Below are 26,660 nucleotides of genomic sequence, written 5' to 3'. Positions count from 1 at the left end.
TAACTTAGGAAAACAACGATACAGATTAAGGTTTTGATAAATAATAATTTTAATTCATTATCTAACATTCATTAACCCGAGTTGAGGTTAATTAAGTTTTAACCTAATACAAACCACAATAAGCCAAAGCCTAACACTAAGCGGTAGATAACAAATGGCATCATACCTATTTTATCAAGTAACACTAAAAAGAAATGAATACAGGCGTATGCACTAACAAAAGCAAGTACGCTACCTAAGCCTATCGCATTCCAGTCAACCGCATCAGCAGAAGTAATAAGTTTTAGTGTTAAGTAACTTCCGGCCATTGCAATTGCGGGAATTGATAATAAAAATGAGAATCTAGCCGCATTTTCTCTACTTAAACCTAACATTAAACCTATGGTCATGGTTATACCTGAACGGGAAGTTCCAGGGATTAACGCTATAGCTTGTGCGAAACCAATCAGCATAGCGCCTTTAAAGCCCATTTTTTCAATACTTACATTCTGTTTAGCTTTAACATCAGCAAAACCAAGTAACACACCAAAAATAATGGTTGTTCCGGCAATCACCAAGGCTGAACGTAAATACTCTTCTATAATATCTTTACCGAGTAAACCAAATAAGCCGGCAGGAATAGTGGCGAACAAAATCCACCAAGCTAATGTGCCATCAAAATTACTTTCTGTTTCTTTATTACGCTGCGTAATAGTTGAAACCCACGCAACAGCCATGCGGCCTACTTCTTTTCTAAAATATAACACTACAGCTAATAAAGTACCTACATGTACTGCTACATCGAAGGCTAAGCCTTGATCTTGCCAGCCTAAAACAGCAGAAGGTAAAATTAAATGAGCCGAACTACTGATAGGTAAAAATTCAGTAAAGCCTTGAATAACAGCTAATAAAAATATTTCTAAAGTACTCATGTATTTTAATTATCCATAATGTGTGACCATGAAAATGGTATTTGGGTGATCGACTGACTCGCTTTATCAAAATTTTGCCAAAGCTGGCCATACGATTGATTAGTAACAGGATGTTTAAGGCTTTCAGCTATTTCAGCAAGCGGCCATAAAACAAAAGCGTTTTTTGTAATTTCATCTCTGGGGATTTGTGCTGGTGTATTGAGAATAAGTTCATCAAACAGTAATAGGTCTAAATCTAAAGTACGTGGACTAAACTTTTTAGCTTGCTGTTCTCGTCCGTACTTAAATTCAATAGTACGTAACGTCTTGGCAACTTCTTCTATCGTTTTTGATGTTTCAACACCAATCACCATGTTATAAAAGTCTGAACCATCAAAACCTACGGCTTTACTTTCATACAAAGAAGAAAGCGTTAAGGCACCAAATACTTTTGCAAGTTCAGTAAGGCCGTGCTTAACGTGATATTCCCTATTTATATTACTGCCTAAAGAAATATAAAGGTACGACATTAAGCCATTACGCCTCTTTCAATTTCAACACCAACAGTTTTAGTGTTATGAACAGCACCAGGTTTACCCACTTTAAGTTTTAACCACGGAATTTGGTAAGTGCTCATTAAGTACTGAGCTAAACGTTCCGCCAATGTTTCAATTAAATCGACGGGATTAGCATTAGCAAATACTTCTACGTCTTCAGAAATTTTTGCGTAATCTAATGTTTTTGCTAATTCGTCATTAAGTGCTGCTTTGGATATATCCCAACCGAGTGTTAAATCTATGATCAGTGTTTGCTTGATTTGCTTCTCCCACTCATAAAAGCCAATAGTGGTTTGAATGCTTAAACCTTCGATACAAACTTTATCCATATTTCAAAACTCTTTATTACACGGCATAATTAGATTATGTTATAACTTCAAATAGTTAATTTGATGCATAATACCAATTAAATTATTTATTAGGCGTAATTTTACCTATCTAAATCATTAAAAACCAGAAATGTCTTAGAATATAATTAACTATCTTTAGGCTTTGGTCATTAGTGTTACGGTTGTTTTCTATAATTAGATAGCTTTAGATTCACTTATAACTAACTTAACAATATTTTAAGAGAAAACTCATTACACATTATTATTTAATATTAGGAATAATTGTACTCGCTTATTTAGCGGGCTCGATTTCTAGTGCTATTTTAATATGTAAAATTCAACATTTACCCGATCCTCGTGATGTTGGCTCACATAATCCCGGCGCAACCAATGTTCTACGTAGTACCAATAAATTAACTGCCGCTTTCGTTTTATTTTTTGATGTGATTAAAGGAGCTATTCCAGTTTGGGGGGCTTACTTTTTAGGCATAGAACCCTTATATATTGGTTTTATCGGAGTTGCCGCTTGTTTAGGACATATGTTCCCCATATTTTTTGGTTTTAAAGGAGGTAAAGCTGTTGCAACTGCTTTTGGTGTTTTATTACCATTAGGTTTTACATTAGGAGGGCTATTAATTGGTACTTGGCTAATTGTAGCTAAACTTACACGCTATTCGAGTTTAGCGGCTATTGTAACCGTTAGCTTAGCCCCCTTATATACATGGATGATCAAACCCATTTATGTATTCCCTGTACTTATGTTAAGCGCACTAGTTATTATGAGACATAAAGATAACATTCAACGCTTACTTAAAGGTACAGAGAATAAAATATCAGTAAAAAACTAACACTCTACAAATTAAACTGCAGGAAGCGTATCAAGCGGCCAGCGTGGTGTAGCTTTAAACGTTAACTCTTGTTCTGCGCCCGACTTTAACCGTTGCAAACCAGCATAAGCGATCATGGCACCATTATCGGTACAAAATTCAGGGCGAGGATAAAACACTTCACCACCTAAATTTTTAGTAATAACCGCTAACTTTTCACGTAGCGCAGTATTAGCACTTACACCACCAGCGATAACTAAACGCTTTAGGTCGCATGCTTTTAATGCTCTTTTACATTTTATTGCTATGGTATCAATCACTGCATCTTGAAATGCATAAGCAATATCAGCATGTGTTTGTTCATCCATAGTCCCTTTTGCTTTTTCTTCACGAATAGCCGTACCCGTTGCTGTTTTTAAACCACTAAAGCTAAAATCTAACCCCGGTTTATTGGTCATAGGGCGAGGAAATACAAAACGGCCATGAACACCTTTCTCTGCCATTTTCGCTAAAACAGGTCCACCAGGGTAATCTAAACCCAAAAGTTTAGCCGTTTTATCAAAGGCTTCACCTGCTGCATCATCAACAGATTCACCTAAAAGTTCATACTGCCCAATACCATCTACACGAACTAACATGGTATGTCCGCCTGAAACTAATAAAGCAACAAAAGGAAATTCAGGTACATTGTCTTCTAACATTGGTGCTAATAAATGCCCTTCCATATGATGAACAGGCACAGCGGGTATTCCCCAACCATAAGCCAAGCTTCGTCCAATAGAACAGCCAACTAGTAACGCCCCCACTAAACCAGGACCAGCAGTATAAGCAACGCCATCTAAATCTTTAGGTGTTAAATTAGCATCAGCTAACACTTCTTTAATTAAAGGAATAGTTTTACGCACATGATCACGTGACGCCAACTCAGGCACTACTCCACCATAATCCGCATGAACAGCAATTTGGCTATATAAACGATGAGCCATAATACCTTGCTCGTCATCATAAATAGCAATACCTGTTTCATCACATGATGTTTCAATACCTAAAATACGCATATAAAAAGAATCCTCAAAAGTTAAGCGCGCAATTTTACCTGTGATAAAAGCAATTCTCCACCATTTAAAGTGTCATATTGTTATTATTACTTTACTTTACTTACCTGTTGGCTTTAGAATACGGCACCAATTTTTGATAGAGCGGGTGATTTCGAGGCTTAGGCTAAGAAGGTTACCAATTTTATAGATTTAAATAGACACAAAGGTTAACAAAAAAAATGCCAGTAATTAAAGTAAGAGAGAACGAACCGTTTGACGTAGCACTTCGTCGTTTTAAACGTTCATGTGAGAAAGCCGGTATCCTTTCAGAAGTTCGTCGTCGCGAATGTTATGAAAAGCCAACTTGGGAACGTAAACGTAAAAAAGCCGCTGCTGTAAAACGTGCTGCTAAAAAAGTTTCTCGTGAGAACGCTCGTCGCGTTCGTATGTACTAAGATATTTTAGTACTTACTTCAGTCAACTGAGTCAACCTATGAGTCTACTTAGTCAACTAAAAGATGAAATGAAACTTGCTATGCGAGCTAAAGACAAATTACGTCTTGGTGTTATTCGCATGGCGATATCAGCTGTTAAACAAGCTGAAATAGATCACGGTACAGAAGCAACAGATGAAAACGTATTAGCCGTTTTAACTAAAATGGTTAAACAACGTAAAGAATCTATTAAAATGTTTACTGATGGTGGTCGAGATGAATTAGCTGCAAAAGAAGCGGCTGAAGTTGAAGCGTTAAATACGTTTTTACCTCAACCTTTCACTGCAGATGAGATTAATGATTTAATTAATAAAGCAATAACAGAAACCGGTGCAGCTTCAATGGCTGACATGGGCAAAGTAATGGCAATATTAAAACCTATTATGCAAGGTAAAGCAGATTTGGGCGCAGTAAGCGGCCAAGTAAGAAATACTTTAAATAGTTAACTTTATATTCCCACAAGGGAAGTCTCAAAATAAACCGCGATTGCTTATGCCTCGCGGTTTTTTATTCCCTTAAATTTAAAGATTGAAAACTAATATCAATCAAACGATTTTATTGTGTAAAATAGAAAACGAAGTTCCCTATTCTCAACATTCGAGTGTTCTAATTATATGGCAGGTATGATCCCAAGACAGTTCATCGATGACTTATTAGCCAGAGCTGATATTGTTGAACTTATTGATAGTCGTGTTCCTTTAAAAAAAGCAGGTAAAAATTATCAAGCTTGTTGCCCTTTTCATACCGAAAAATCACCTTCATTTAGCGTAAGCCAAGACAAACAATTTTATCATTGCTTTGGTTGTGGCGAACATGGCAATGCGATTTCATTTTTAATGGAATTTGATCGATTAGAATTTCCTGATGCTGTAGAAGAACTCGCTTCACACTACGGTATGACCGTTCCGCGTGAAGACAATAATCAAACGCCCGCACAACAAAAACAACAGCAACAAGTTTACGCACAAAAACAAGATGATTATGCCTTAATGGAACAAATCAGCCGTTTTTATCAACAACAACTGCGTGTAGCTAATGACAAAGAAACGGCCATAAACTACTTAAAAGGTCGCGGTTTAAGTGGCGAAATAGTCAAACAGTTTGGTATTGGTTACATCAGCGATGCTTGGGATGGCATGATGAACGTATTTGCTAAAAGCTCAGCAATTACTAAACAACTTGTTGATTTAGGCATGGCTATTCAGGGCGATAAAAACAAGCCTTATGATCGCTTTAGAGGTCGTATACAATTCCCTATTCGCGACAAACGAGGCCGTGTTATTGGTTTTGGTGGTAGAGTACTATCAGATGGAACACCTAAATACTTAAACTCCCCAGAAACGCGTATTTATCATAAAGGCCAAGAACTTTACGGCTTATACGAAGCAAAATTAGCAAATAAACAACTATCACGCTTACTTGTAGTTGAAGGCTATATGGACGTAGTCGCATTAGCCCAACATGGTGTAACTTACGCTGTAGCATCATTAGGTACAGCAACAACTCCAGAGCAACTACAAACACTCTTTAGAACCGTTAAAGAAGTTATATGTTGCTACGATGGTGATAGAGCCGGCCGAGATGCAGCTTGGCGAGCTATGGATAATGCCCTACCCTTAATTCAAGATGGTTACTCACTAAGGTTTGTTTTTTTACCTGACGGAGAAGACCCTGACAGCCTAATACGCACAAAAGGCCAGCAAGCTTTTGAGGCTATAATAGATCAAGCAACACCTCTTTCTGACTTTTTATTTGAGCATTTATTAGCCCAATACGATATGACTTCCGCCGAAGGTAAATCATCTGCTATTAATGCATTTAAACCCTATTTAGAAAAATTACCTGACAGCCATCTAAAAGATGCCATTGTAACCAAACTCGCTAATAACTTTGGCAGCGGTAATGAGCAACAACTCGCTAAATTAAATAAAGCGTTTGCTTCAAAAAACACAAAAACGCCCATAAAAAAGCAAACAAAAATAACACCTGTTCGATTAGCTATTGCATTATTACTTGAGCATCCCCATATAGTTAATGCTTTACCTGATATATCAATACTTACGCATTTAAATGTACCTGGAATACCCCTGTTAAATCAGTTACTCATGATATGCAAGCAAAACCCAAGTATTCATAGTGCACAAATTATTGAAAAGTATAGAGGTCAAGAAGAAAGTAAGCAGCTCACTAAATTAATGTACTTAGAACATCATATTGAGCCTGAAAACGCAGAATCTACTTTTTTAGATATTATTGAACGTTTTCTCAATATTTTTATCGAACAACGTACTGAAGCATTACTTTCAAAAGAACAAACAACAGGTTTAACAAAAATAGAAAAACAAGAATTACATAGTTTACTTAGCGCCTAATAGGCGTTTAAAGTTGTATATAAATAATCAACTTGGTATAACAACTAGTTAACAATATATCGGTTTACGTCTGGTAATTAAGCAAGCATATTGCTATAATTCAAGGCTTACTTTTTTCAATTTGATACCCATAAATTAGGTGGACACTCGTCAATGGATAAAGCCCCACAATCTAGGCTTAAAGAGCTAATAACTAAAGGTAAAGAGCAAGGTTATTTAACATTTGCTCAAGTTAATGATCATCTTCCTCAAGAGATTATTGACTCTGACCAAGTTGAAGACATCGTTAGAATGATCAACGACATGGGTATACAGGTGTTTGAAAACGCGCCTGATAACGATACCTTAATGATGAGTGAAGCGAACACCGATGAAGACGCTGCCGAAGCTGCTGCGCAAGCACTTGCTTCAGTTGAAAGCGAAATTGGTCGTACAACAGATCCCGTACGTATGTACATGCGTGAAATGGGTACTGTTGAGCTATTAACCCGTAAGGGCGAAATAGTTATCGCAAAACGTATTGAAGAAGGTATCAAAGAAGTACAACGTTCGGTTTCTGAATACCCTCCTGCAATTAATTACTTATTAGAGCAATGGGACAACTTCGAAGCAGAAGAAGTTCGCTTAAGCGATATAATCGTTGGCTTTTTAGACCCTGATGCTGAAGAAGAAGAAATTCCTGCCGCTGCAACTCATATTGGTTCTGAGTTATCTAAAGAAGAATTAGATGATGAAGACAAAGATAAAGACAGTGACGATGATGAAGACGAAGAAGAAGAAGATACAGGGCCGGATCCTGAATTAGCCAAAGAAAAATTTGGTTTACTTCGTGATGCTTATGAAGCTGCAAACAAAATTATCAGTGATAAAGGCAGAGGCCATACTGACGCACAAGTTGCAATTGATGCATTAGCTGAAGTATTCAAAGAATTTAGAATTGTACCTAAAGTTTTTGATCGTTTAGTTAAAAACATGCGTAGCGTAATGGACCGTTTACGTGTTCAAGAACGTTTGATCATGAAGCACTGTGTTGTTGGTGCAGGTATGCCTAAAGCTACCTTTATCAAAATATTCCCAGGCAACGAAACATCAAAAGATTGGTTTAACGAGCAAAAAAATGCGGGCTTACCTCATTCAGCTAAGCTAGCTGATATTGAGTTAGACGTAGAACGTTGCATCTACAAACTTAACATGATTGAAGAAGAAACTTACCTAAACGTACATGGCATTAAAGACATTAACCGTCGTATGTCAATTGGTGAAGCTAAAGCTCGCCGTGCGAAAAAAGAAATGGTAGAAGCCAACTTACGTCTTGTTATTTCAATCGCTAAAAAATACACCAACCGTGGTTTACAATTCTTAGATCTGATCCAAGAAGGTAACATCGGCTTAATGAAAGCAGTTGATAAATTTGAATACCGTCGTGGTTACAAGTTTTCAACCTATGCTACATGGTGGATACGCCAAGCAATTACACGTTCAATTGCTGACCAAGCCCGCACAATCCGTATTCCTGTACACATGATTGAAACGATTAACAAACTTAATCGTATTTCTCGCCAAATGTTACAAGAAATGGGTCGTGAGCCAACTCCTGAAGAGTTAGCTGAACGCATGGTAATGCCTGAAGATAAAATTCGTAAGGTATTAAAAATAGCGAAAGAACCTATCTCAATGGAAACCCCTATTGGTGATGACGAAGATTCACATTTAGGTGACTTTATTGAAGATGGTAGCGGTGAATTACCTGTTGATTCTGCAACCTCTGAAAACTTAAAAGATGCAACTCACGAAGTACTCGCTGGTTTAACAGCACGTGAAGCTAAAGTATTAAGAATGCGTTTTGGTATTGATATGAATACTGACCATACGCTAGAAGAAGTTGGTAAGCAGTTTGATGTTACACGTGAACGTATTCGTCAAATAGAAGCGAAAGCATTACGTAAATTGCGTCATCCTTCTCGCTCAGAACAACTTAAGAGTTTCTTAGACGGCGAATAAAAACCGTTTAACACCTTATTTAAAAATCCAGCCAAGTGCTGGATTTTTTCATTTTCGGCGATTAAAAAATAAATAAACGCTTATTTTGTTTAACAATTAAGCTAACAGTCAATTTTTATAAATTATTTCAGATTATAGTGGTGACAACAAAATAAAAAATGCTTATACTTCACGCCGCTTTGAGATGTAATGTTTTTTAGCAAGAAAAAGTTTTCAGGCCTAGGCCATGAAAATGGGCCCTTAGCTCAGTTGGTTAGAGCATCCGACTCATAATCGGCAGGTCCCCCGTTCAAGTCGGGGAGGGCCCACCATTTTCACTTCTCATATCATCTAGTACAGTCCTATACCCCATATAAAACCTAGTTATTACAAGGTAGTTCTACCTGTAACTGTCTGAGGGGGTCTTGCACAATCTGAAAGTTTAGGTAACATTTATAGTAACACGGACATGATGTTACTAACTTTGGTGTTACTAAAAATGGCTAGAACAACAAAACCCTTAACAAATACGGAAATAAAACAAGCAAAACCAAAAGACAAGGAGTACAGCCTAGTTGATGGTGACGGCTTATTTTTACGGATAAAGCCGACTGGTTCCAAACTCTGGCTATTTAATTATTATCGTCCGATCACAAAAAAACGAGCAAACATCAGTTTTGGCTCATACCCTGCCCTGTCACTTGCACAAGCAAGGGAACTTCGAAAAGAATCAAGAGAGCTTTTAGCCCAAAATATCGATCCGAAATATCACCGAGAAGAACAAGCAAGACAAAAACTTGAAGCTCTAAATAATACTTTTGGTTCATTTGCTGAGAAATGGCTCGAGTTAAAATCAAAAGCCGTTAAGCCTGAAACAGCTATACATGCATGGAAGTCTTTAGATAAACACGTATTACCACTTTTACAACATACCCCTATTCATCTGGTAAAACCAAAAACTGTCATTGATATACTCAAACCTATTGAAGCAAAAGGCAGCTTAGAAACTGTAAAACGTTTATGTAGGGTTGTTAATGAGATTATGAGGTTAGCTGTTGCATCTGGTCATATTGAAGCAAATACCCTATCAGATATTACTAAATTGTTTGCCGCACCTAAAAAACAAAACATGGCAACCATCACACCAGATAGGCTGCCTGAATTAATGGTCGCTTTATCCACTTCTAACATAATGTTTATTACTCGTTGTTTAGTTGAATTTCAATTACACACTATGACTAGGCCAGCGGAAACAGCCAAAGCGAAGTGGGAAGAAATAGACTTTACAAACAATCTTTGGATTATCCCTGCAGAACGAATGAAAATGGGTAAACCTCATACCATCCCATTAACTCAACAAACATTAGCGATCCTTGAAAGATTAAAACCTATTAGCAGTCACAAAGAATATTTATTCCCGAGCCATAGAGCAAATAACAGCCACGCAAATACACAAACAGCTAATATGGCATTAAAACGAATTGGTTTTGCTGGTCAGCTTGTTTCGCACGGATTAAGGGCATTAGCTAGCACAACATTAAACGAACAAGGATTTGATCCTGATGTTATCGAGGCCGCTTTAGCTCATATTGATAAAAACGAAGTAAGACGAGCTTACAACCGTAGCGAATATATCGAGCGAAGACGCGCGTTAATGAACTGGTGGTCTGAACATATTGAAAAAGCAGCAACCGGTAATATGAGTCTGTCTGCTTTAGGTAATAAAGGTCTTAGTGTAGTTAATTTTTAATAAGGAAAATAAACAATGAATAATATTTATCTAGACGACCGTGCCACACAAATGGCAGATGATTTTAACAGCGCATATTCGATATTAAAGTTAACACTGCTTTCTACTGCAAATGCTGTTTGCGAAAGAACAATATTTTTAAATGTAGACTTAATCAAATCATTACAGTGTGTCTCTGATGCGCAAGCTATTACCGATGAAATGTGGGATCAAGATAATAAAGGTATTTTATTCTCTAAAGCGTTTACCGCTTATAAGCAAATATCTACTTTCAATCACGCAATAACAGAACTAGCGACTAGTAATTGGTGTGAGGCTGAATATCCTAACGAACTGATCAAAGCGCAAGTATCAGCAATTTACGTGGCTGATACATTATTAATTAATGCTGTTAGTTTATTTGATGACTTAATGATTAATCAACCAGAGCAAGCAGCAGCTTAAAAAGTTTAACCAAGCCTAGGGTAGCTCCCGAAAAAGTGGTACCTCACCGCTCTGGCTTAGTTATTTAATGAGGGTTGTACTGAGGGTACAATATGTATATTAGTAATAATGAAGCTTTTATAAAGATAGGATTGGCTACAAAAACGTTTTATTATGATGAACTGTTTTTAGCTGAACCTGAACAGAGGTATGTTGAATATTTAGCTCAACACATAACCTTTTATTCTTTTGTCTGTGGTATTTGTGATGTAAAAACACCTATTAATGGATCTCAATGTAGCCCCAAAAGAATTAGAGGGTTATGTGAGATACAAATAAGTTATCCATCTTTCATAGCGAGTGATAATTACGGAAATCCTCCCCCTTTAGTAAACTTAATTATTTCTGATTTTACAGAAAATATATCATCTGAATTGATTGGCAGCTTAGTTTCACCTATTGATGGTGGTATTAACTATGAAGCTTACCTGTTCGATAGTTACGTGCATTTACCCCAGTTCTTAAAACTTGTTAATGATGCTGGGGTGGATATTAATCTTATGTTTTTGGAGGAGATAATTAGTAATGATCAATCTTTTCTTGAATTAAAAAGATTATCAAAAGAGAGTGAACAAACATTTAATTTTAAAAAAGCAGCTAAGAAATATATAAAGTATCTCCCGAAAGTGTCAGAAGAGTTAATAATTCAAGCTTGTGAATATGCGAGCGCTAAATATGACAGAATCAATAAAGGTAAGGTAGTTTTATCATTACAAAGTGAAGTTGACCGAATGGCTGAAGCTTTATTCAATACAGAGAACGTACAAAATAATAACCTGAATAATAATACTGTTATAAAGTCGCCATCGACTAGGGAGACGGATAATTTATATAAAACTATCGGATTGTTAACTAAGGCGTTAGTTAGTACTAAAGGTAATATGCTAGGTACTGTAGATAAACCTACCGTTCTTCAAGTTGCTAAGAAATTGGAAGAATATTTACCTGAGCTACAAGCTGGTTTAAGTGAGAGAGCAATCAGAGAGCGAATAACAAAAGGAATAAAGCTTCTTTCAGAATAATCTTTTTGGCAACTAATTATTTATAGGTTAGTTGCCAATTGATTTTGGCAGTTGCCACAAAGTACTTAATAAATAGATTTTAATAAAACCATATCAAACAACACAACCCAAAAGGTAACGATATGGTTCAGTACAACAACATTACAACTCCACTTATATATTTACGCATTGGCGAAGTAACAAAGCTATGCGGACTCCCTAAATCATCATTCTACGAAAAGGTAAAGTTAGGCTTAATGCCACCTCCAATATCATTAGGCGAACGCTCAGTGGCTTGGGTTAACTTTGAAATAGAAGCTGTTAATCGAGCTTTATTAGCTGGCGTAAGTGCCCAAGAGATTAAAGCACTTGTAATGAAGCTAGTTGAACAACGTCAGCAAGCCGCATAAGGGGAGTTTTATGACAAAAGATAAGGCCGCAAGTAATAACGGCACTCACCAATCAAATGACACTTTAGATATTAGCGCTGCCTCTCAGCGAGTGCAAATATTAGAGTATTTGGAAAAGTATGGCTCTGCCACTACCCTACAAATACGAGATGAATTACATATATTATCGCCAGCACCACGTATTTTAGAATTAAGGGCGCAAGGCCATAATATAGAAACTTACCGGGTTAATGAAAAAACACCTGATAACAAAGCTCATAGCGTTGCTAAATACGTACTTTTATCTGATATCAATATCGATGATAAAACCTGAAACATATCACATGTATAAGTTAATTCATTAAAGAAGATCCCACAATGAACCATATTAAAAAATGCTCATTGCTAGAAGTTTTAATTTCTAGGGGTGATCAGATTAATATTATTAATGGTCAGTTAATTATAACGCCAGCAAGTAATCAGCAAGTACCTAAAAAGTGGCTTGCTGAAAATTCCGCAAACTTATTAAGAGAAATAGCCTGCGTGCTTGATATAGATGTTTATATCTATGATAACTATTCAACTGGATATTATGGAAAACATAAAAGCTCAGGACTTAATTTACAGTTAATTAATTTAGTAACTGGAGAGGATTGTTATGTAACTTTTAATGTTGAATTAAAAAGAAGTCGTACAACTAAAAATGGAATAAAAGGAAGTTGCTTACCTAAAGGTCAATTTCGCGTAAATAAAAAATATAAATTCTATCAATTTTGGTTATCAACTGGTTTGAGCTTACCGTCGAGACTATCTAGTTTTCATGATTATATGGGAAACTTAAAACATTGTTTTTTTGTACCTACCTTTGATCGTAGTAGTAAGTTAAAAGATAAAATCATTCCTTTAATGAACTGTCACCACAATCAAATTTTAAAGAAGCTTTCACACTGTTTGCCATACAACTCCCATACAATTGCCAGACAACTCCCATACAACAGCCAGACAAGAACGCCAAACAATGATATTACGAAAGCATATGATAATAAAGGCTTACAGGGATATTTCGGTACGTGTCCAGATAAGTACGAATTAAGTAAACAAGGTAGCGCGGTAATAAGTAATTATTTACCTGATACTAATTATATTAAGAAGCCAGAAGAACAAACAACAGACGAGTGGCTTAATGATTGGGAAAAAGCGTAAGACTCATTTCAGTTTATTATTAATATTCTTACATGTTGTTATGCGTTGTTTTTAGTTAATCTTTATTATAATGCTAGAGTGTAAGATATCTTATTAATGGAAAAGTGAAATGGAAATAATAACTTTTATCACATGTATTTTAATGCCTCGATTACTTTTGACATATTATAAAAAGAACATAAAAGTGCATAGCAACATAAATGCTCAATGTGAACATCCAGAATTTATTGATGATTATGCTGATAATTTTATGTGTATCTATCAAACTGACGGGAGCACTATAGTTTCGCTAAACGGGGTAAGTGTGACGGGGCATGCTAGCCATAAATAGTTTAACTTCAATTGCGATGTTATTTTCTGAGCCACCTCTATAAGATTACCTAAAGATGTAAATTCGCCTTACCTAATAAATATTAATAAATTAGGTTATTACTCAAAGTTAACTGCGTACTACGCAATCAATGCGCAGTTATTGAATTATGATAATGTCGATTTTAACAAGTAATGCAGTGTTAATTATTGTGACCGAAAATGGTCATCTAATAAATTATATGTCTCGATAATCTATGCGTTAAAACTTGTCATATCACTCTAACAACCCAAATTAAAGCTATGGGAGTAGTCATAAACAAAGGGGAAATACACTTAAATAGTCAGTATTGACTAAATAAAAGTTAACAACACAATAAGCCTATTATTTTTTTCGTTTAGGTAAAGGTGGAGCATTATTAATATAATCTTCTATCGGACCAATCTGTTTTGTCATGAAGCGATTAAACTCTTCTGCATCTTTCAATTTAGGCGTACTATTTTTTTCTATTCCAAGATGCACTCTAGCTTTTAATAATTCATTACGAAAAACATACTGCCTTTCCCTCATTACTCGAATGCCTTCGGATATTTTAAATGCATTATTACAAGCATTAGAAAAGCTGTCAGGATAAGCTAACCCATTAAATGCAGCTCCTAACTCTTCTTCTGGTATATCCAAGTTGACGGATAAATCCAACTCTTTTCGGGTCTGAGGATTAATTGAATATACTGAATCAAAACTCTTCCCATTAAATTGATTACTAAGTTTTATCACTTTCCTCATTACACCAAAATACTCTACGTAAGCTATAAGAGTAGATTTTTTTGAATCACCTCTAAGTGCTACAAGGTGAAACAAGAGCCCATGAGGGCGATCTAAAACAACATCATTAATATAAAAAGAACAAACATCATTACTACCCGTAGTGTTTTTTAATGTTTTAATGCCTACCTCGCAATCTCTAGGTTTAATACCAAGATTAAAACACATCGCTAAAGCTGTCTTAACAACCGAACAATTTAGATTGACGCCATTAAAAGATAAGTTTATTCCATGTGGGCTATTAACTTTAAATTGCTGTATTTTTAAAGGCTCTCCAACATCTGATTGAGGATATTTATTCTTAACTCCTCGCCACATATTTTTAGCTTCATGCTCAGTTCGTGCAAGCATACGAATATTAACTTTATTGTCATATGGTGTGGACTCAAAAAATGGTTCTTGAGGAGTTAATACGCCTTCAGATGTTAAATTTAAATTAGTACCATCTTTTGTTTTAATTGCCATGCTTTGATTTTTATTTTGAACCCTATCACGCTTAACACCCAAAGCTAATGTGAACCATTTTAGTCGTTCTGACAATTCAAAATCCCAAGAATTACCTAGTGAATTATTACAATCCTTGCAAATAAATCCACAAACAGTTTGCTTCCCACCAATAGAGTTTGGAATTATATGTTCTCTTGAATCATTTTCTTTCGTAATTACTGATTCACAATAAGCGCATTCATTTATATTTGTCATAAAAGCAAAACTCCAAATTAAAGCCTGTTTTTGATAACTTAATTACAAGTATTTATTACTAATTCTACATTGAATTAAGATTACATAATAAACATTAAATCATCTTTGATTTATTTTAAGAGACAATATAAAAATAATTTAAAATTAATTTCCGTGAAATTAGATGACTTTAACTTCTAGTAACACTAGAAGTAACACCAATAAACACAACCAAAATATATAGATAAATTTATCATAGACTTAGACATTAAATTCAGGTCAGGGAGGGCCACCATTTTCATTTCTTATATAATTTAGTCTCGCCCTATCTCACTTAGTTAAAATATAACACTTTATCTGTGAAGTTCTGCGCAATCTCAAAGTTTAAGTAACACTTATAGTGATACAGTGCTCGAAGATCGAATTGCTTATAATATTAATAAAAACACACAAGTATTTATTAAAGCTTCAAACTTAACTGATTCATTTACTCGCCAACGGCTAGATACGAGAATCAGTGAGCCTAGGTAGCAGTTAATATGAGCTCAATTTTCTAATCGCGCTAAAATTAAAGCAATAAACTCAGTTTAATACTCTAAAAGCAGAGGGAATTTTCTGTGCTTTATTAATTTTTCAAACATAAACCAAATAGTTCATTTTGGCTTGATATATTTAACTTAGCATAAGCGCGTTTACGGTAGGTTTGTACACTAGTTATTTTAATGCCTAAATCTAATCCTATTCCCTCGCTAGACAAACCAAGCAAGGCCCTAACACATACTCCTAGCTCTCTTGTTGTTAGCCTTACTATTAATGGCATGTAGTCTTTGCTCTAATACCATTCCATCTTAAGTTTTTCCCACCTTAATCCAATCTCTACTACACATTTTCATGACCCGCTTTGCATCACTCACAAATGAGTTCCATGCATCAGAGCAAGCATCGAGGATGTCATCATAGCCTTGAAAGCACCTATTCGCTAAATGATGTTGGCGCAACCAACTCCAAACTTGCTCTATTGGATTCAACTCGGGTGAATACGGTGGTAACTTAATGATCGTTACGTTGTTAAATTTATCAGCAAGGTAAGCTTGGTGCCATGCAGCACCATCGACAACGATCACCGCATGTCGTCCTTCTTGAGTTTTTTGAGAAATTAAAGCCAAATGTTGTTCCATTACATCCATGTTCATTACTGGAGAAATCAGTGCCTCAGTTGCGCCTGTTGATGGGCAAACAGCACCAAAAAGGTAAGCGTATTCAAACTGTTGTTGCCTAACGGCTCTCGGTCTTGTTCCTTTCTCTGCCCAGAGCCTTGTCGTTGTATTTTGCTGTCCAAAACGTGCTTCGTCTTGGAACCACACATCTATCTCTTTAAGCCTCACATTCCATGGGAGCGTGCGGATCATTTCACTTTCGAATTTTTTTTAAAATCTTCTTGTACTTCATCAGACTGTTTTGGGTGTCGTGAGCGACTTGTTATCCAGCTAAATCCCATTGATTTTAATAACTTAATAAATGGCGTTGGGATGATAATCAACATCAAAATTAGCGTTGATATATAGTCGGATACACTCACCCGTTAGTCGTCCACCCATATCGGATTGGCATTGAGCCTTTATATATTGACTCAATATTTCTTTATCTTGCTCTGTAAGATAGCTAGGTCGCCCTGTAGGTTTTTTACTCTCAAGACCAAGTAAACCTTTGCTGATGTAGTTCGCAACCCAATCATTAACAATTCTTCTACTTATATTAAGTGTTCTAGCAACTTCTGATCTATTCTTACCCGATTTAAAGTGTGAAACGGCTAGCAAGCGTAGCCTCATTCGATGATCTTTTACTTTGTTGGAGAGTATTTTTAATTCTTGTGAGCTATGAGTGTTCAATGTGATTTATTATGAGTAAATAAATGACATTAGATCATATAATTAGACTAATTGGTATAACTCATTAATTTGAGCCTCTCTGGTTAAAAAATCGGATAGTCCACCAGCAAGTCGAGTATGTTTTATCGCACAACTCATCAAAAAATTAGAAACATCCGTTATCTTTTCAATTTCTGTAGAGGTATATTTCTTACTAAAACGATAAAGATTTATACAATATGAACCTCTATCGCTACCTTTTAAGAATGAAAGTCGATCCACTATTTTTATATCGTAATCAAAAAAATGTTGGTAGCTCGAATCCTCAATATCTTCTGGTATCAACCGAGTAAATAAAACTTTATCGCTTTCTTTAGCTTTCACTAACAGTTGTAAACAGGTTCATCGCTCCAGACTGAACCTAAACACCTACGCCTATAGGCGAGGAATTTATTTTAATAAGGAGTGCTCTAATTATTAAATAAATAACGATGTAACTGGCCATTCAGACGAGTATAAATGATCAATGGATTATGGCGATTTGTATAATAACGATTACAGCGTTTTTTGAACACTTAACGTAAAAGCAACGCCTACCGTTTTAATTTTTAAACAAGGTAAAGAAGTTGCTCGCCGTTCAGGTGATTAATGAAATATCAACTTGAAAAGTGGATTAATGAGCATATTACCACCTAATACTAGCCTATATAATAAATAACCGGAATTTGGGTTAAATAGAATATTTCAAAAGACAAGGTAGATAAATTTATTAATAGAATCAGCATTAATTCATCTGTTCACCTTGGTATTCCACCTACCCGTACCAATATAAAATGACATACACTTTAATTAACCACTCATAAGGTAGTTATGAAATATTCTTTATTAGGTAGTAGTGATTTATCGGTTTCTGAGGTTTGCTTAGGTAGCATGACTTGGGGGTTACAAAATAATCAGCAAGAAGCAGATCAACAAATTGATTATGCGTTATCTCAAAATATTAACTTTATTGATACCGCTGAACTTTATGCTGTTCCTCCTGCACCAGAAACCTATGGTAAAACCGAAACGATTATAGGTAACTGGTTATCTAACAATCTCCAGAAAAGAAAAGATATAGTGTTAGCCACAAAAATCTCAGGGCAAGGCTTACCTTGGATCAGAAACGGAGAGCCAATCACGGGTAAAAGCGTAGAGCTTGCAGTTGAAGGCTCGTTAAAACGCTTACAAACTGATTATATTGATTTATTTCAGTTACATTGGCCTAATCGTAGTTTTCCTCATTTTGGAAACCATTGGCCCAATCAAATTGATTTCACACAAACAACTTCAGAGCGTGAAATTGAAGATATGCTTGATATTCTACAAGGATTATCGCGCTGTGTAGAAGCCGGAAAAATTAGACATTGTGGATTATCTGACGATACGCCATGGGGCATTAATACCTATTTAAAGTTAAGTGAACAACATAACTTACCCCGTATTGTTTCTGTTCAAAACGAGTTCAGTTTACTTCATACACAAGATTCCCCTTATTTACTCGAAAACTGCATTCGTGAAAATATCGCGTATTTACCGTGGTCACCTCTGGCTACCGGTATGTTAACGGGTAAATACTTAAATAATACACGCCCAGAAGGTAGCCGATGGACCTATGAACAAAGAAACGGTATATACAGAGACACACCTTCAGCCCATAAAGCAACAGCAGCTTATGTCGATATTGCTAACCAATATAACATTACACCTGCACAACTCGCATTAGCTTGGTGTAAACAAGTACGTGGAGTAACGTCAACAATCATTGGTGCAACTACTATGGACCAACTGAAAGAAAATATTAAAGGATTTGATATTGAATTGAGCACAGAAGCATTAAATGATATTGATGGCGTATTAAGAGATTACCCTACACCTTTTTAATTATTTGATAAAAGATAAATCCCCTAAACTAGTTGAAATGATTAGGGTCTGTTGACCTTTCAGGTATATTTTTGCAGCAATCTGTTTGATTTTTATATAAGACATAGTGATTGATGTGTGGTCGCGCCACATAAAATCACTATAACGATGTAGAAATATCAAACAAGCGCTGCCCAAGGGTTCATTTAAAAACGATTTATTCTTCTGTAAACCTTTTTTACATAGAATGACTATGTGACAAAACGTTTGCCTTGCCTGCACGGATGCAGGTACTTAGGTTTTGTTTGGAACGTAAAACCTGTGACTAAAACGCTTTTAAATTGAACAAACATCATACTCAAAAGAGCAACAGGCCCTAGCTTGGGAGTATTCTCTTTAAAACACAAAGTTGAACATTAAAGTATATAGATCGGCTTCTGGTTTATTAGGTGTTTCAACAAAAGAGCCACGTTGCTCACCAAAGCTTTTAAACTTCTGCCATTCAATATTAAGTGATACGTTGTATAACAAGTCATAACGAAGACCCATCACAAAACTACTGCCTGATTTATCATCATATGTAGAAACACGGGTAATTTTAGCTCTATTTTCACCATACTGAATATAAGGAACAAACTTATTAAGTTTATAGGCTGCGCTGGCATACCAAGTAGAACGTAAATTACCTATTTGTCTTTCAGCAGTTAATAATAATGAATCAAACTCATATTCTAGCCCTAAAGAATAAAGTTCGACGCTATCGTTAAGAAAACTCAGTTCAAAATAAGGAACATCAGGTCTTGCATTTGTAAATTGAAACGTTTGACCAAAGTCAGCGGTAAAGTAAGACAAATTCCAACGGTAATATTCACCAGACAATAAAAAGTTAATACCCGACATACTGTCAATATCTAATTCCACATCAAGAGTATCGCCAGCATCCACTAAACTGGTATTATTAAAGCCAATAAAAGGCATAATTGTTAACTGGTATTCATTAAACAATTCTAAGTTCCAAACAACACTTGCCCCATTATATGCCGTTAGTCCTAATATAGAATTATAGAGCTCTTCTGGAGGTCTGGCATAGTTGTACGCATGGCTAACATAATAATATTCAGAGGCTAAAAATATAGGAATGCGTAAACGCCCCACTCTAAATTCTACTTCACTCATAGAATAGCCCGCATAAGCCCACTCAAGTTCAGGGGCGCTCCATTTATCTTGTGGTCGTTTAACTAATTGTGCAGACGCTTTAAAAGCATCATTAAAATAATCTAATTGAAGCCCCAAAGTAGTATCGCAATCCCAACACGTTTCATCATTAATACCACGGTTCATAATTACTAATGTTTGATTATTTGATTTAGTTAACGAACTAGAACCAAAGCCACTTAGTGATAATTGATCCGTTAATTCTATTTCAGCAAAAGATGAGAAACTAATTGTTGATATAAATAATGCTAAGAGCTTCTTGCTCATTATTGCTTCTCCTTTTTAACAATATAAAGCACATGTGCATTCTCGGGTAATAAATCTATAGGGACGTAACCAATACGGGAAGGTTTTAGTGACATCCATTCAACCAAAGACTCTACCGACCCATTATCTATTTCTTTAGGGGGTCTTGCCTTTCCCGAAAATGAAAGTCTTGCCCAATACGCATTCATTTGAGCTAAATCTTTTCCGAGTAATGCTTGATAGAATCCGTTGCGAACATCGTTACTTTGAGGCCAATCAGACAACTCAAACTTTTCTCCTTGTAAAAGCTTAGTTTTTCCTCTAAAAAGCATTCTTACCTTACTTTTAGTTAATGGCTTAAAGTCTGGGGTTAACGTAAATACAGCATACACATCATTGGCATGTGCCTGAGTAGAGGCAAAGAAACATAAAGTAAGTAATAGAAACCAACGAGACAGCGTATAGTTACCTAATCGCATTCTATTTTTTCCTAAATTAGGTGACTGCTGCATCCTTTCTACCACTTATAGCATTTGATGAATTTATGTTTATACCTGTTACCAATCAAGATGTGTATTTCAGAGCTTTGAGCGATATCAATTCAGGGTAATGCTTTGTCATAATGGTCGTTCCTTTATTAAAAAGCATTGTTTATGAAGTCATTTGGCTCAAACGCTTCTTCGATGCATCTAAAAACAATTTATGAGGCTTATAGGTTCCTACATGGATGTATGTACTTAGATTTCGTTTAAAACGTGAAATCTGCGCCTAAATTTTTTTTAGTTACCACTGAAACCTGCATCTTGAATGGTTACGGGTATATATACTTTAAAGGTAGACCATAAATCTAAATTCTCAAGCCTAAAAGGTATTTCAAATAAAATAGACAAGGGTATAAGGTAAAAATTGAATTAGTGTTCTAGAATAATCTTAATAAACTATTTTATTTTTCAACAACGTTTAACCAATGGATACATAAATGCTCATACTTAGTTTGTGGAACAATCTTAGTATTCGGAAAAAAATCTGGGGACTCGTTCTTTTACCTACCATTGTTATTATTGGTTTATCTAGTCGCCAGGTTTTAGAAGTTAACGATCAACTGACCCGCTTAGAAAAAGCAACTCATGTTATTAACGTGATTGCTAAGCTTAAAGAACTAAACATAGCTTCTTACGCATCAAGATCGTCGGCAAATATTGAAAACGCCCAAAAAGCATTAGCAACACTAACAACCGAAATAAACGTTATTTATTCTCAAAAAGATCTAGCACAATACCAGCAACTCATTGAACAGTATAAAGAAACGATTAAAGCGATAGCGAATGCCGAAGACCCCATTAGTCAACAAGACAGTATTCAATGGCAAAGCGATATATATAAACAACTTTTATTAACCATTGAAAAAACACACTTCAAAGCCCCTATTCAAATTGTTGATAGTAATTTTAAAGCATTACTACAATTAGAGTGGTTAATCTTTTGGGTACAAGAAGAAAACTGGCAAAGTAAAACACTGATTAAAACTCAAAACAGTGAACTAGCAAAATTAATGAGGGATGAAATACGCACTTTAATTCAAAATCAGCAACTGTTTGTCGATCGTTTTGTTGCAATAAATGCAGACGAAAAACAGGTTGAATTATTATTAGCTGCATTCTCTAATGCAGCCTTTGAAGAAAGTAATACCTATCGTGAGTTGTTATTAGATAAAAGCATGACATCTGAAATAACTGAACAAGCTATTGAAGAAGGTATAAATGCTTTTGCGCAACGTTTAGCTCTTTTTCAAAAGGTGACTAATGCAATAGAACAACAGCTAAAACAAGATATTCAACAAGCGATTAGTACCTTTGAAAAACAAAGGCTCATATTTTTCTGCGTAACAGCCATATCTATTTTATTAGTTCTTCTCTTTGGTATTGCTTTAGCGCATCGTATTATTGTTAATTTAAATACCGTAATCGATTTTTTAGATCACAAAGATGACGATGAAAAAGAATTAAAATTGCATATTGAAGGACGCGATGAGCTTAGCCAATTTGCAGAAAAAGTTGAACGACTTACTATTGAAAGACAAAAAAACCAACGTGAATTACTAGCGTCGAAAAACGAAGCGATTACCGCAAAAGAAGAGGCAATAACCGCAAGTAAGGCCAAAAGTAGCTTTCTGGCGAATATGTCGCATGAAATACGAACCCCCTTAAATGGAGTTATTGGTATATCAGACATATTATCAAGTACCCACTTAAGCGCTACCCAAAAAGATTATGTAGATACGATAGAAACATCGTCGCAGCTTTTATTGAGCTTAATAAACGACATTTTAGATTTCTCCAAAATTGAATCCGGTAAACTTCCTATCAGCACTTATACTACCAATCTTCGCGAAAGTGTTTATGATGTTTCCGCAATTATTGCGCCTACATTAAAAGAAAAATCTATTGCGCTTAACATCAATATAGACCCCCATTTACCCCTAACGGTTTTAGCTGACGATCATCGTATAAGACAAGTATTAATGAACCTTATGTCTAATGCCGTAAAATTTACTGAAACAGGCAGTGTATCAATTGGTATTCAATATCAAAAACATAAACAAGACGCTTCATCTTACTTGTTTGAAGTTATTGATACAGGAATAGGTATTAACGAAGCGCAGCAAAAGAAAATTTTTGACCCTTTTTCTCAAGAAGACAATTCAACCACAAGAAAATTTGGTGGTACAGGCCTTGGTCTAGCCATTAGTACACAGCTTATTGAGCTTATGGGAGGAAAGCTTCAACTTGATTCACGAAAAGCAAAAGGCAGTCGATTTTATTTTTATTTACCTCTAGAAGTAGTGGAACTTAAAGGTAAAAAGAATGAGATATTTAATCATACCAATATTGCTATTGTCTGTGATAACACTGAAGTAACCCAAGTTATTAAATACGAACTTAATATATTTGGTATTAATAATATTGAAATTCAACAATCCTTATTAAATCTAACAGTGCCAACGGATAACACACCTCAAATTATTATTTACGCAACCACCGAAGATACATTCGATCACTTAGAACCAATTGACTTAGAGCCTTTTAATCAAGGCAGCAAAGCCTTGTGCTTAGTTCAACCACTTAATGCACCACAAATAGATTTTGGTAACAGTATTAGTGCATTAATTACCTACCCATTATTAGGTAACAAACTACTTAAAGCCCTTGAGCATTGTTGTGAGTTGGCCCGTTCAAATCACCAAAGTATCATAGAAAACACACTACCGACTTCATCAACCAAAAAAATATTACTGGTTGAAGATAATAGAATAAACCAAAAAGTTGTTATATTACATCTCACAAAATTGGGTTACGAATTTGATATTGCCAATGATGGCCAAGAAGCCGTTAACCTTTTTACAGCTAACCACTACGACCTCATTTTAATGGATTGTATGATGCCGATAAAAGATGGTTTTGTTGCAACAAAAGAGATCCGTCAATACGAAAAAATACATAAAAAAACGCCAACAACAATTATTGCATTAACAGCAAGTGTGGTCGAAGAAGATATACAACAGTGTTTTGCTTGCGGTATGAATGATTATCTTCCTAAGCCATTTAAAGCCGAAATACTCAAAAGTAAAATACTCAATGCGATGAATGATCTCCATCAAGCGCAAGAAGGATCTTTAGAAACAACCACCCAGACAAAATCCGAACAAGGGATAGAAGAAGAGCAGAGCAATAAAGAGCAGTCCAATTCTATACGAGTATTACTTGTTGAAGACAACCGTATTAATCAAAAAGTTGCCGCATTGCTTTTCCAAAAAGTAGGTTATCAACATGTAGTAGCGAATAACGGCCAAGAAGCCATAGATATTTACAGTAAAGACCAAAATTTTCAGATTATACTAATGGATTTAATGATGCCGATAAAAGATGGGTTTGAAGCCAGTATAGACATACGTGCTTATGAAAAATCTAATGGAATCGCTGAAACACCTATTATTGCCGTAACAGCAAGCGTCGTAAACGACGATATTGAACAATGTTTTAAAGTTGGCATGAACGCTTACATACCAAAACCTATTCAGCCAAATAAGTTATATAATGAAATAGAAAATTGCCTGAAGAACAATACTTAACCTCAGCTCGGGATAAGCAAAGTTACTCAACAAGCTATTTTTATGCCTAACTTCGTTGAATTTATTACTAATAGCCAGCTATTAGATAGAAAAATTCGCCTTGTTATACACAAAAATATCAATGTTGAGAGACTAATATAACTTAGGAAAACAACAATACAGATTAAGGTTTTGATAAATAAGATTTTTAATTCATTATCTAACATTCATTAACCCGAGTTGAGGTTACTTAAATTATAGCAATTACATTAAATCAACAATAGCCTGATCGAATACACTATTATCTTTTATTGCAATACTGATCATCATAGCACCTTCTAATACTGATATTGTTTTAATAGCAAGCTGTTTAGCGGATACAGCATCCGTTGTTTTTACACATAAATAAGCTTGTTCAAGCCATGCTAAGTTTTTCTTGAAAAAACGTTTTATTTCTCCCCTAACTTGCTCGGGTAAAACATCAGACTCCGCACCTAGTAACCCACATAAACACATTTTTTTATCTTGATGTAGCGCTTGCCTAAATTGCTCAACATAAATAGCCACAGGGTTTTTACCTGAGTCTTTATGGATTTTTGGGTCACCTAAAGCATTGATAAAATTATCAGTATAAAGTTTGGCAAGTTCAGCACCTAAATCAGCCTTAGTTGGAAAATGATAATGCACACTTGCACTTTTAATTCCTATATCTTTTGCTAACTCTCTAAAACTAAAATTGTTATATCCGCCCTCGCGCACTTTGTTTTGTGCTAGCTGTAAAAGTTCTTGTTTTCTTGACATATATACTTACCTTTAATGACCTAAACCAATTATCCATGAGGATAAATGGGTTGACAAGAAACATTATACACATAAAACTTCCTATCGATAGATAGCTAAGAGAATAGGAAACAGCATGAAAACTTCAAATATAATTATTGGGGGAGGTTTAGCGGGGCTTTTGTCTGCACGGGCGTTGGAAAGAAAAGGCTTACCCTACATATTACTAGAAGCTAATGCTGAGCTAGGCGGCCGTATTATTGGTGTAAAAGACAATAATACTGAACATCACCACGACTTAGGGCCAACATGGATTTTTCCACATCAACATAATATACAAGCATTATTAACTGAACTAGAGTTGTCTTATTTTGAGCAATACACACAAGGCGATGCATTATTTCAAAAACAAGGTAATCAAGGTGTTACACGTACAGTTGGTGCGGGAGCCATGAGTATGTATCGAATACAAGGGGGATTACCGCCCTAATTAACACCCTTTACAATAAACTCAATCCTAACAACATCAAAACAAGCCATGCTGTAATACAGGTAAAGCAAGAAAATGGAAGTTGGACTGTAACAGTAAAACAACAAGGTAACACTGTTGTTTTTAAAGCAAACAATCTGATATTGGCATTACCCCCACGTATGATAATACAACACCTAACTCCCACAAATTGGGCTTCAATCTCGTTACAAAAGGCATTAAAGCAAGTCCCCACATGGATGGCTGCACAAGCGAAATTTATTGCAACTTATCCCACTCCTTTTTGGCGCGAACAATCATTATCAGGCCAGGCTTTTAGCCAACAGGGTCCAATGCAAGAAATACACGATGCTTGCGCAAACAATGAACCTTCTTATGCATTATTTGGTTTTATTGGTATTCCAGCAATATCACGTAGCCAGTACAGTGAAGCACAAATAAAACAAGCATGCTTAAGCCAATTAGCGCTATTGTACGGAGAGCAAGCCAAAAAAGTAGAAAATACCTACTTTAAAGATTGGGCCACAAGTGAATATATAACATCAGAGTTAGATCTTAATGAACCACCACAACACCCTTACTTTGATAGTAAGTATCATCAAAAAGAACTCACAGAGAAAAAGATATTTTTAGTTGGGAGCGAGTTTTCGACAATAGATGCGGGATACCTTGAAGGCGCTGTGTGTGCCGTTAATGATGTAATAAACAAAATACCCTAAAAGTAATTTTTACATTACATCACAAGATAACCCACTGAAAATATTATAGTTTAAATTAACACCATAACAATATAGATATTTAAGACTATAAAGGTAATTGACTTATTTTATTTAACCTATCAAGATACCTACCAGTAGATAGTTTGGGTTTTATATATAGCATCACTCTAAGCTTGAACAAACAACCACCTTTAACTGTTCAAT

25 protein-coding genes, 1 tRNA gene and 1 pseudogene are annotated in these 26,660 nt (G+C 35.5%); 16 read left to right on the top strand and 11 right to left on the bottom strand.

The genetic code is table 11. From position 1 onward, the window contains the following. Positions 1-98: 98 nt before the first annotated feature. The 3 genes from ACM9HF_RS17870 to folB are packed head-to-tail and all read right to left on the bottom strand — an operon-like array spanning position 99 to position 1,776. Positions 99-911: an undecaprenyl-diphosphate phosphatase gene (locus tag ACM9HF_RS17870; RefSeq protein WP_473612474.1), complete on the bottom strand. Its 813-nt coding sequence runs from the start codon at positions 909-911 to the stop codon at positions 99-101. 5 nt (positions 912-916) lie between these two features. Beyond that, complete coding sequence (gene folK, locus ACM9HF_RS17865; RefSeq protein WP_473612470.1) at positions 917-1,420, bottom strand: 2-amino-4-hydroxy-6-hydroxymethyldihydropteridine diphosphokinase; 504 nt, start codon at positions 1,418-1,420, stop codon at positions 917-919. After that, complete coding sequence (folB, locus tag ACM9HF_RS17860; protein WP_076420229.1) at positions 1,420-1,776, bottom strand: dihydroneopterin aldolase; 357 nt, start codon at positions 1,774-1,776, stop codon at positions 1,420-1,422. The genes folK and folB overlap by 1 nt, the downstream gene beginning before the upstream one ends. 251 nt (positions 1,777-2,027) lie before the next feature. Between folB and plsY the strand changes: the two genes are divergently transcribed. Then, on the top strand, positions 2,028-2,624 hold the full coding sequence (gene plsY, locus ACM9HF_RS17855) for a glycerol-3-phosphate 1-O-acyltransferase PlsY (protein ID WP_473618331.1): 597 nt from the start codon (positions 2,028-2,030) through the stop codon (positions 2,622-2,624). Positions 2,625-2,635: 11 nt separating this feature from the next. On the opposite strand, the gene tsaD is transcribed toward plsY, so the two are convergent. Beyond that, on the bottom strand, positions 2,636-3,661 hold the full coding sequence (gene tsaD, locus ACM9HF_RS17850; protein ID WP_077341576.1) for a tRNA (adenosine(37)-N6)-threonylcarbamoyltransferase complex transferase subunit TsaD: 1,026 nt from the start codon (positions 3,659-3,661) through the stop codon (positions 2,636-2,638). 218 nt (positions 3,662-3,879) lie between these two features. On the opposite strand from tsaD, the gene rpsU reads away from it, so the two are divergent. From rpsU to ACM9HF_RS17795, 11 genes are all read left to right on the top strand, one after another. After that, positions 3,880-4,095, top strand: coding sequence for a 30S ribosomal protein S21 (rpsU, locus tag ACM9HF_RS17845; RefSeq protein ID WP_076420232.1), 216 nt, complete (start codon positions 3,880-3,882; stop codon positions 4,093-4,095). Positions 4,096-4,133: 38 nt separating this feature from the next. Beyond that, positions 4,134-4,580 carry a GatB/YqeY domain-containing protein gene (locus ACM9HF_RS17840; protein ID WP_473612459.1) on the top strand — a complete coding sequence of 149 codons (447 nt, stop codon included), beginning with the start codon at positions 4,134-4,136 and terminating at the stop codon, positions 4,578-4,580. Positions 4,581-4,748: 168 nt separating this feature from the next. After that, complete coding sequence (dnaG, locus tag ACM9HF_RS17835) at positions 4,749-6,506, top strand: DNA primase (RefSeq protein ID WP_473612455.1); 1,758 nt, start codon at positions 4,749-4,751, stop codon at positions 6,504-6,506. A gap of 153 nt (positions 6,507-6,659) precedes the next feature. Then, complete coding sequence (gene rpoD, locus ACM9HF_RS17830) at positions 6,660-8,507, top strand: RNA polymerase sigma factor RpoD (protein WP_473612452.1); 1,848 nt, start codon at positions 6,660-6,662, stop codon at positions 8,505-8,507. 234 nt (positions 8,508-8,741) lie between these two features. Continuing rightward, a tRNA-Ile gene (locus ACM9HF_RS17825) sits at positions 8,742-8,818 on the top strand. 167 nt (positions 8,819-8,985) lie between these two features. After that, positions 8,986-10,236: an integrase domain-containing protein gene (locus ACM9HF_RS17820; protein ID WP_473612448.1), complete on the top strand. Its 1,251-nt coding sequence runs from the start codon at positions 8,986-8,988 to the stop codon at positions 10,234-10,236. A gap of 15 nt (positions 10,237-10,251) precedes the next feature. Further along, the gene (locus tag ACM9HF_RS17815; protein WP_473612444.1) at positions 10,252-10,680 is read left to right on the top strand and encodes a hypothetical protein; all 429 of its coding nucleotides are present in this window, start codon (positions 10,252-10,254) and stop codon (positions 10,678-10,680) included. 92 nt (positions 10,681-10,772) lie between these two features. Then, on the top strand, positions 10,773-11,741 hold the full coding sequence (locus ACM9HF_RS17810) for a hypothetical protein (protein WP_473612439.1): 969 nt from the start codon (positions 10,773-10,775) through the stop codon (positions 11,739-11,741). Positions 11,742-11,863: 122 nt separating this feature from the next. Further along, positions 11,864-12,130, top strand: coding sequence for a helix-turn-helix transcriptional regulator (locus tag ACM9HF_RS17805; protein WP_473612435.1), 267 nt, complete (start codon positions 11,864-11,866; stop codon positions 12,128-12,130). 10 nt (positions 12,131-12,140) lie between these two features. Further along, positions 12,141-12,443: a helix-turn-helix domain-containing protein gene (locus tag ACM9HF_RS17800; RefSeq protein ID WP_473612431.1), complete on the top strand. Its 303-nt coding sequence runs from the start codon at positions 12,141-12,143 to the stop codon at positions 12,441-12,443. A 44-nt stretch (positions 12,444-12,487) separates the two neighbouring features. After that, positions 12,488-13,312: a hypothetical protein gene (locus ACM9HF_RS17795; protein WP_473612427.1), complete on the top strand. Its 825-nt coding sequence runs from the start codon at positions 12,488-12,490 to the stop codon at positions 13,310-13,312. 694 nt (positions 13,313-14,006) lie between these two features. On the opposite strand, the gene ACM9HF_RS17790 is transcribed toward ACM9HF_RS17795, so the two are convergent. The 4 genes and pseudogenes from ACM9HF_RS17790 to ACM9HF_RS17775 form a co-directional block, all read right to left on the bottom strand. Then, positions 14,007-15,149 (bottom strand): HNH endonuclease, encoded by a 1,143-nt coding sequence (locus ACM9HF_RS17790; protein ID WP_473612423.1) that lies wholly within the window; start codon positions 15,147-15,149, stop codon positions 14,007-14,009. A 604-nt stretch (positions 15,150-15,753) separates the two neighbouring features. Further along, on the bottom strand, positions 15,754-15,948 hold the full coding sequence (locus ACM9HF_RS17785; RefSeq protein WP_473612419.1) for a helix-turn-helix transcriptional regulator: 195 nt from the start codon (positions 15,946-15,948) through the stop codon (positions 15,754-15,756). A 28-nt stretch (positions 15,949-15,976) separates the two neighbouring features. Further along, positions 15,977-16,957, bottom strand: a pseudogene (locus ACM9HF_RS17780) (IS630 family transposase). 102 nt (positions 16,958-17,059) lie between these two features. Continuing rightward, entirely contained in the window at positions 17,060-17,380 is a 321-nt protein-coding gene (locus tag ACM9HF_RS17775) for a hypothetical protein (RefSeq protein ID WP_473612415.1), read from the bottom strand. Between the two features lie 486 nt (positions 17,381-17,866). Between ACM9HF_RS17775 and ACM9HF_RS17770 the strand changes: the two genes are divergently transcribed. Then, a complete protein-coding gene (locus ACM9HF_RS17770; protein WP_473612411.1) occupies positions 17,867-18,919 on the top strand; it encodes an aldo/keto reductase in 1,053 nt (350 codons plus the stop codon). Between the two features lie 375 nt (positions 18,920-19,294). On the opposite strand, the gene ACM9HF_RS17765 is transcribed toward ACM9HF_RS17770, so the two are convergent. Together ACM9HF_RS17765 and ACM9HF_RS17760 are read right to left on the bottom strand one after the other, a co-directional pair. Then, positions 19,295-20,380, bottom strand: a complete 1,086-nt coding sequence (locus ACM9HF_RS17765) for a hypothetical protein (RefSeq protein WP_473612407.1) — start codon at positions 20,378-20,380, stop codon at positions 19,295-19,297. Beyond that, complete coding sequence (locus ACM9HF_RS17760; protein WP_473612404.1) at positions 20,380-20,871, bottom strand: hypothetical protein; 492 nt, start codon at positions 20,869-20,871, stop codon at positions 20,380-20,382. Before ACM9HF_RS17760 ends, ACM9HF_RS17765 begins: the two co-directional genes overlap by 1 nt. 467 nt (positions 20,872-21,338) lie before the next feature. Here ACM9HF_RS17760 and ACM9HF_RS17755 point away from each other — a divergent pair, with 467 nt between their 5' ends. Beyond that, entirely contained in the window at positions 21,339-24,488 is a 3,150-nt protein-coding gene (locus ACM9HF_RS17755) for a response regulator (protein ID WP_473612401.1), read from the top strand. Positions 24,489-24,731: 243 nt separating this feature from the next. Here the strand turns inward: ACM9HF_RS17755 and ACM9HF_RS17750 are convergent, their stop codons facing one another. Continuing rightward, positions 24,732-25,268 (bottom strand): TetR/AcrR family transcriptional regulator, encoded by a 537-nt coding sequence (locus ACM9HF_RS17750; RefSeq protein WP_473612397.1) that lies wholly within the window; start codon positions 25,266-25,268, stop codon positions 24,732-24,734. A 115-nt stretch (positions 25,269-25,383) separates the two neighbouring features. On the opposite strand from ACM9HF_RS17750, the gene ACM9HF_RS17745 reads away from it, so the two are divergent. Further along, complete coding sequence (locus ACM9HF_RS17745) at positions 25,384-25,737, top strand: NAD(P)-binding protein (protein ID WP_473612394.1); 354 nt, start codon at positions 25,384-25,386, stop codon at positions 25,735-25,737. Continuing rightward, entirely contained in the window at positions 25,725-26,456 is a 732-nt protein-coding gene (locus ACM9HF_RS17740) for an FAD-dependent oxidoreductase (RefSeq protein ID WP_473618330.1), read from the top strand. The genes ACM9HF_RS17745 and ACM9HF_RS17740 overlap by 13 nt, the downstream gene beginning before the upstream one ends. Positions 26,457-26,660 lie beyond the last annotated feature (204 nt).

Source organism: Colwellia sp. RE-S-Sl-9, from assembly GCF_048296855.1.
Classification (GTDB): Bacteria; Pseudomonadota; Gammaproteobacteria; order Enterobacterales; family Alteromonadaceae; genus Pseudocolwellia.
The sequence above is the reverse complement of the archived record's forward strand: the minus strand, read 5'-3'. Positions and strand labels throughout refer to the sequence as shown.

Bases quoted from the DNA above. Each gene is read 5' to 3' on its own strand.
- ACM9HF_RS17870 (WP_473612474.1), bottom strand. From the start codon at position 911: ATGAGTACTTTAGAAATATTTTTATTAGCTGTTATTCAAGGCTTTACT.
- folK (WP_473612470.1), bottom strand. From the start codon at position 1,420: ATGTCGTACCTTTATATTTCTTTAGGCAGTAATATAAATAGGGAATAT.
- folB (WP_076420229.1), bottom strand. From the start codon at position 1,776: ATGGATAAAGTTTGTATCGAAGGTTTAAGCATTCAAACCACTATTGGC.
- tsaD (WP_077341576.1), bottom strand. From the start codon at position 3,661: ATGCGTATTTTAGGTATTGAAACATCATGTGATGAAACAGGTATTGCT.
- rpsU (WP_076420232.1), top strand. From the start codon at position 3,880: ATGCCAGTAATTAAAGTAAGAGAGAACGAACCGTTTGACGTAGCACTT.
- ACM9HF_RS17840 (WP_473612459.1), top strand. From the start codon at position 4,134: ATGAGTCTACTTAGTCAACTAAAAGATGAAATGAAACTTGCTATGCGA.
- dnaG (WP_473612455.1), top strand. From the start codon at position 4,749: ATGGCAGGTATGATCCCAAGACAGTTCATCGATGACTTATTAGCCAGA.
- rpoD (WP_473612452.1), top strand. From the start codon at position 6,660: ATGGATAAAGCCCCACAATCTAGGCTTAAAGAGCTAATAACTAAAGGT.
- ACM9HF_RS17820 (WP_473612448.1), top strand. From the start codon at position 8,986: ATGGCTAGAACAACAAAACCCTTAACAAATACGGAAATAAAACAAGCA.
- ACM9HF_RS17815 (WP_473612444.1), top strand. From the start codon at position 10,252: ATGAATAATATTTATCTAGACGACCGTGCCACACAAATGGCAGATGAT.
- ACM9HF_RS17810 (WP_473612439.1), top strand. From the start codon at position 10,773: ATGTATATTAGTAATAATGAAGCTTTTATAAAGATAGGATTGGCTACA.
- ACM9HF_RS17805 (WP_473612435.1), top strand. From the start codon at position 11,864: ATGGTTCAGTACAACAACATTACAACTCCACTTATATATTTACGCATT.
- ACM9HF_RS17800 (WP_473612431.1), top strand. From the start codon at position 12,141: ATGACAAAAGATAAGGCCGCAAGTAATAACGGCACTCACCAATCAAAT.
- ACM9HF_RS17795 (WP_473612427.1), top strand. From the start codon at position 12,488: ATGAACCATATTAAAAAATGCTCATTGCTAGAAGTTTTAATTTCTAGG.
- ACM9HF_RS17790 (WP_473612423.1), bottom strand. From the start codon at position 15,149: ATGACAAATATAAATGAATGCGCTTATTGTGAATCAGTAATTACGAAA.
- ACM9HF_RS17785 (WP_473612419.1), bottom strand. From the start codon at position 15,948: ATGCCATTAATAGTAAGGCTAACAACAAGAGAGCTAGGAGTATGTGTT.
- ACM9HF_RS17770 (WP_473612411.1), top strand. From the start codon at position 17,867: ATGAAATATTCTTTATTAGGTAGTAGTGATTTATCGGTTTCTGAGGTT.
- ACM9HF_RS17765 (WP_473612407.1), bottom strand. From the start codon at position 20,380: ATGAGCAAGAAGCTCTTAGCATTATTTATATCAACAATTAGTTTCTCA.
- ACM9HF_RS17760 (WP_473612404.1), bottom strand. From the start codon at position 20,871: ATGCAGCAGTCACCTAATTTAGGAAAAAATAGAATGCGATTAGGTAAC.
- ACM9HF_RS17755 (WP_473612401.1), top strand. From the start codon at position 21,339: ATGCTCATACTTAGTTTGTGGAACAATCTTAGTATTCGGAAAAAAATC.
- ACM9HF_RS17750 (WP_473612397.1), bottom strand. From the start codon at position 25,268: ATGTCAAGAAAACAAGAACTTTTACAGCTAGCACAAAACAAAGTGCGC.
- ACM9HF_RS17745 (WP_473612394.1), top strand. From the start codon at position 25,384: ATGAAAACTTCAAATATAATTATTGGGGGAGGTTTAGCGGGGCTTTTG.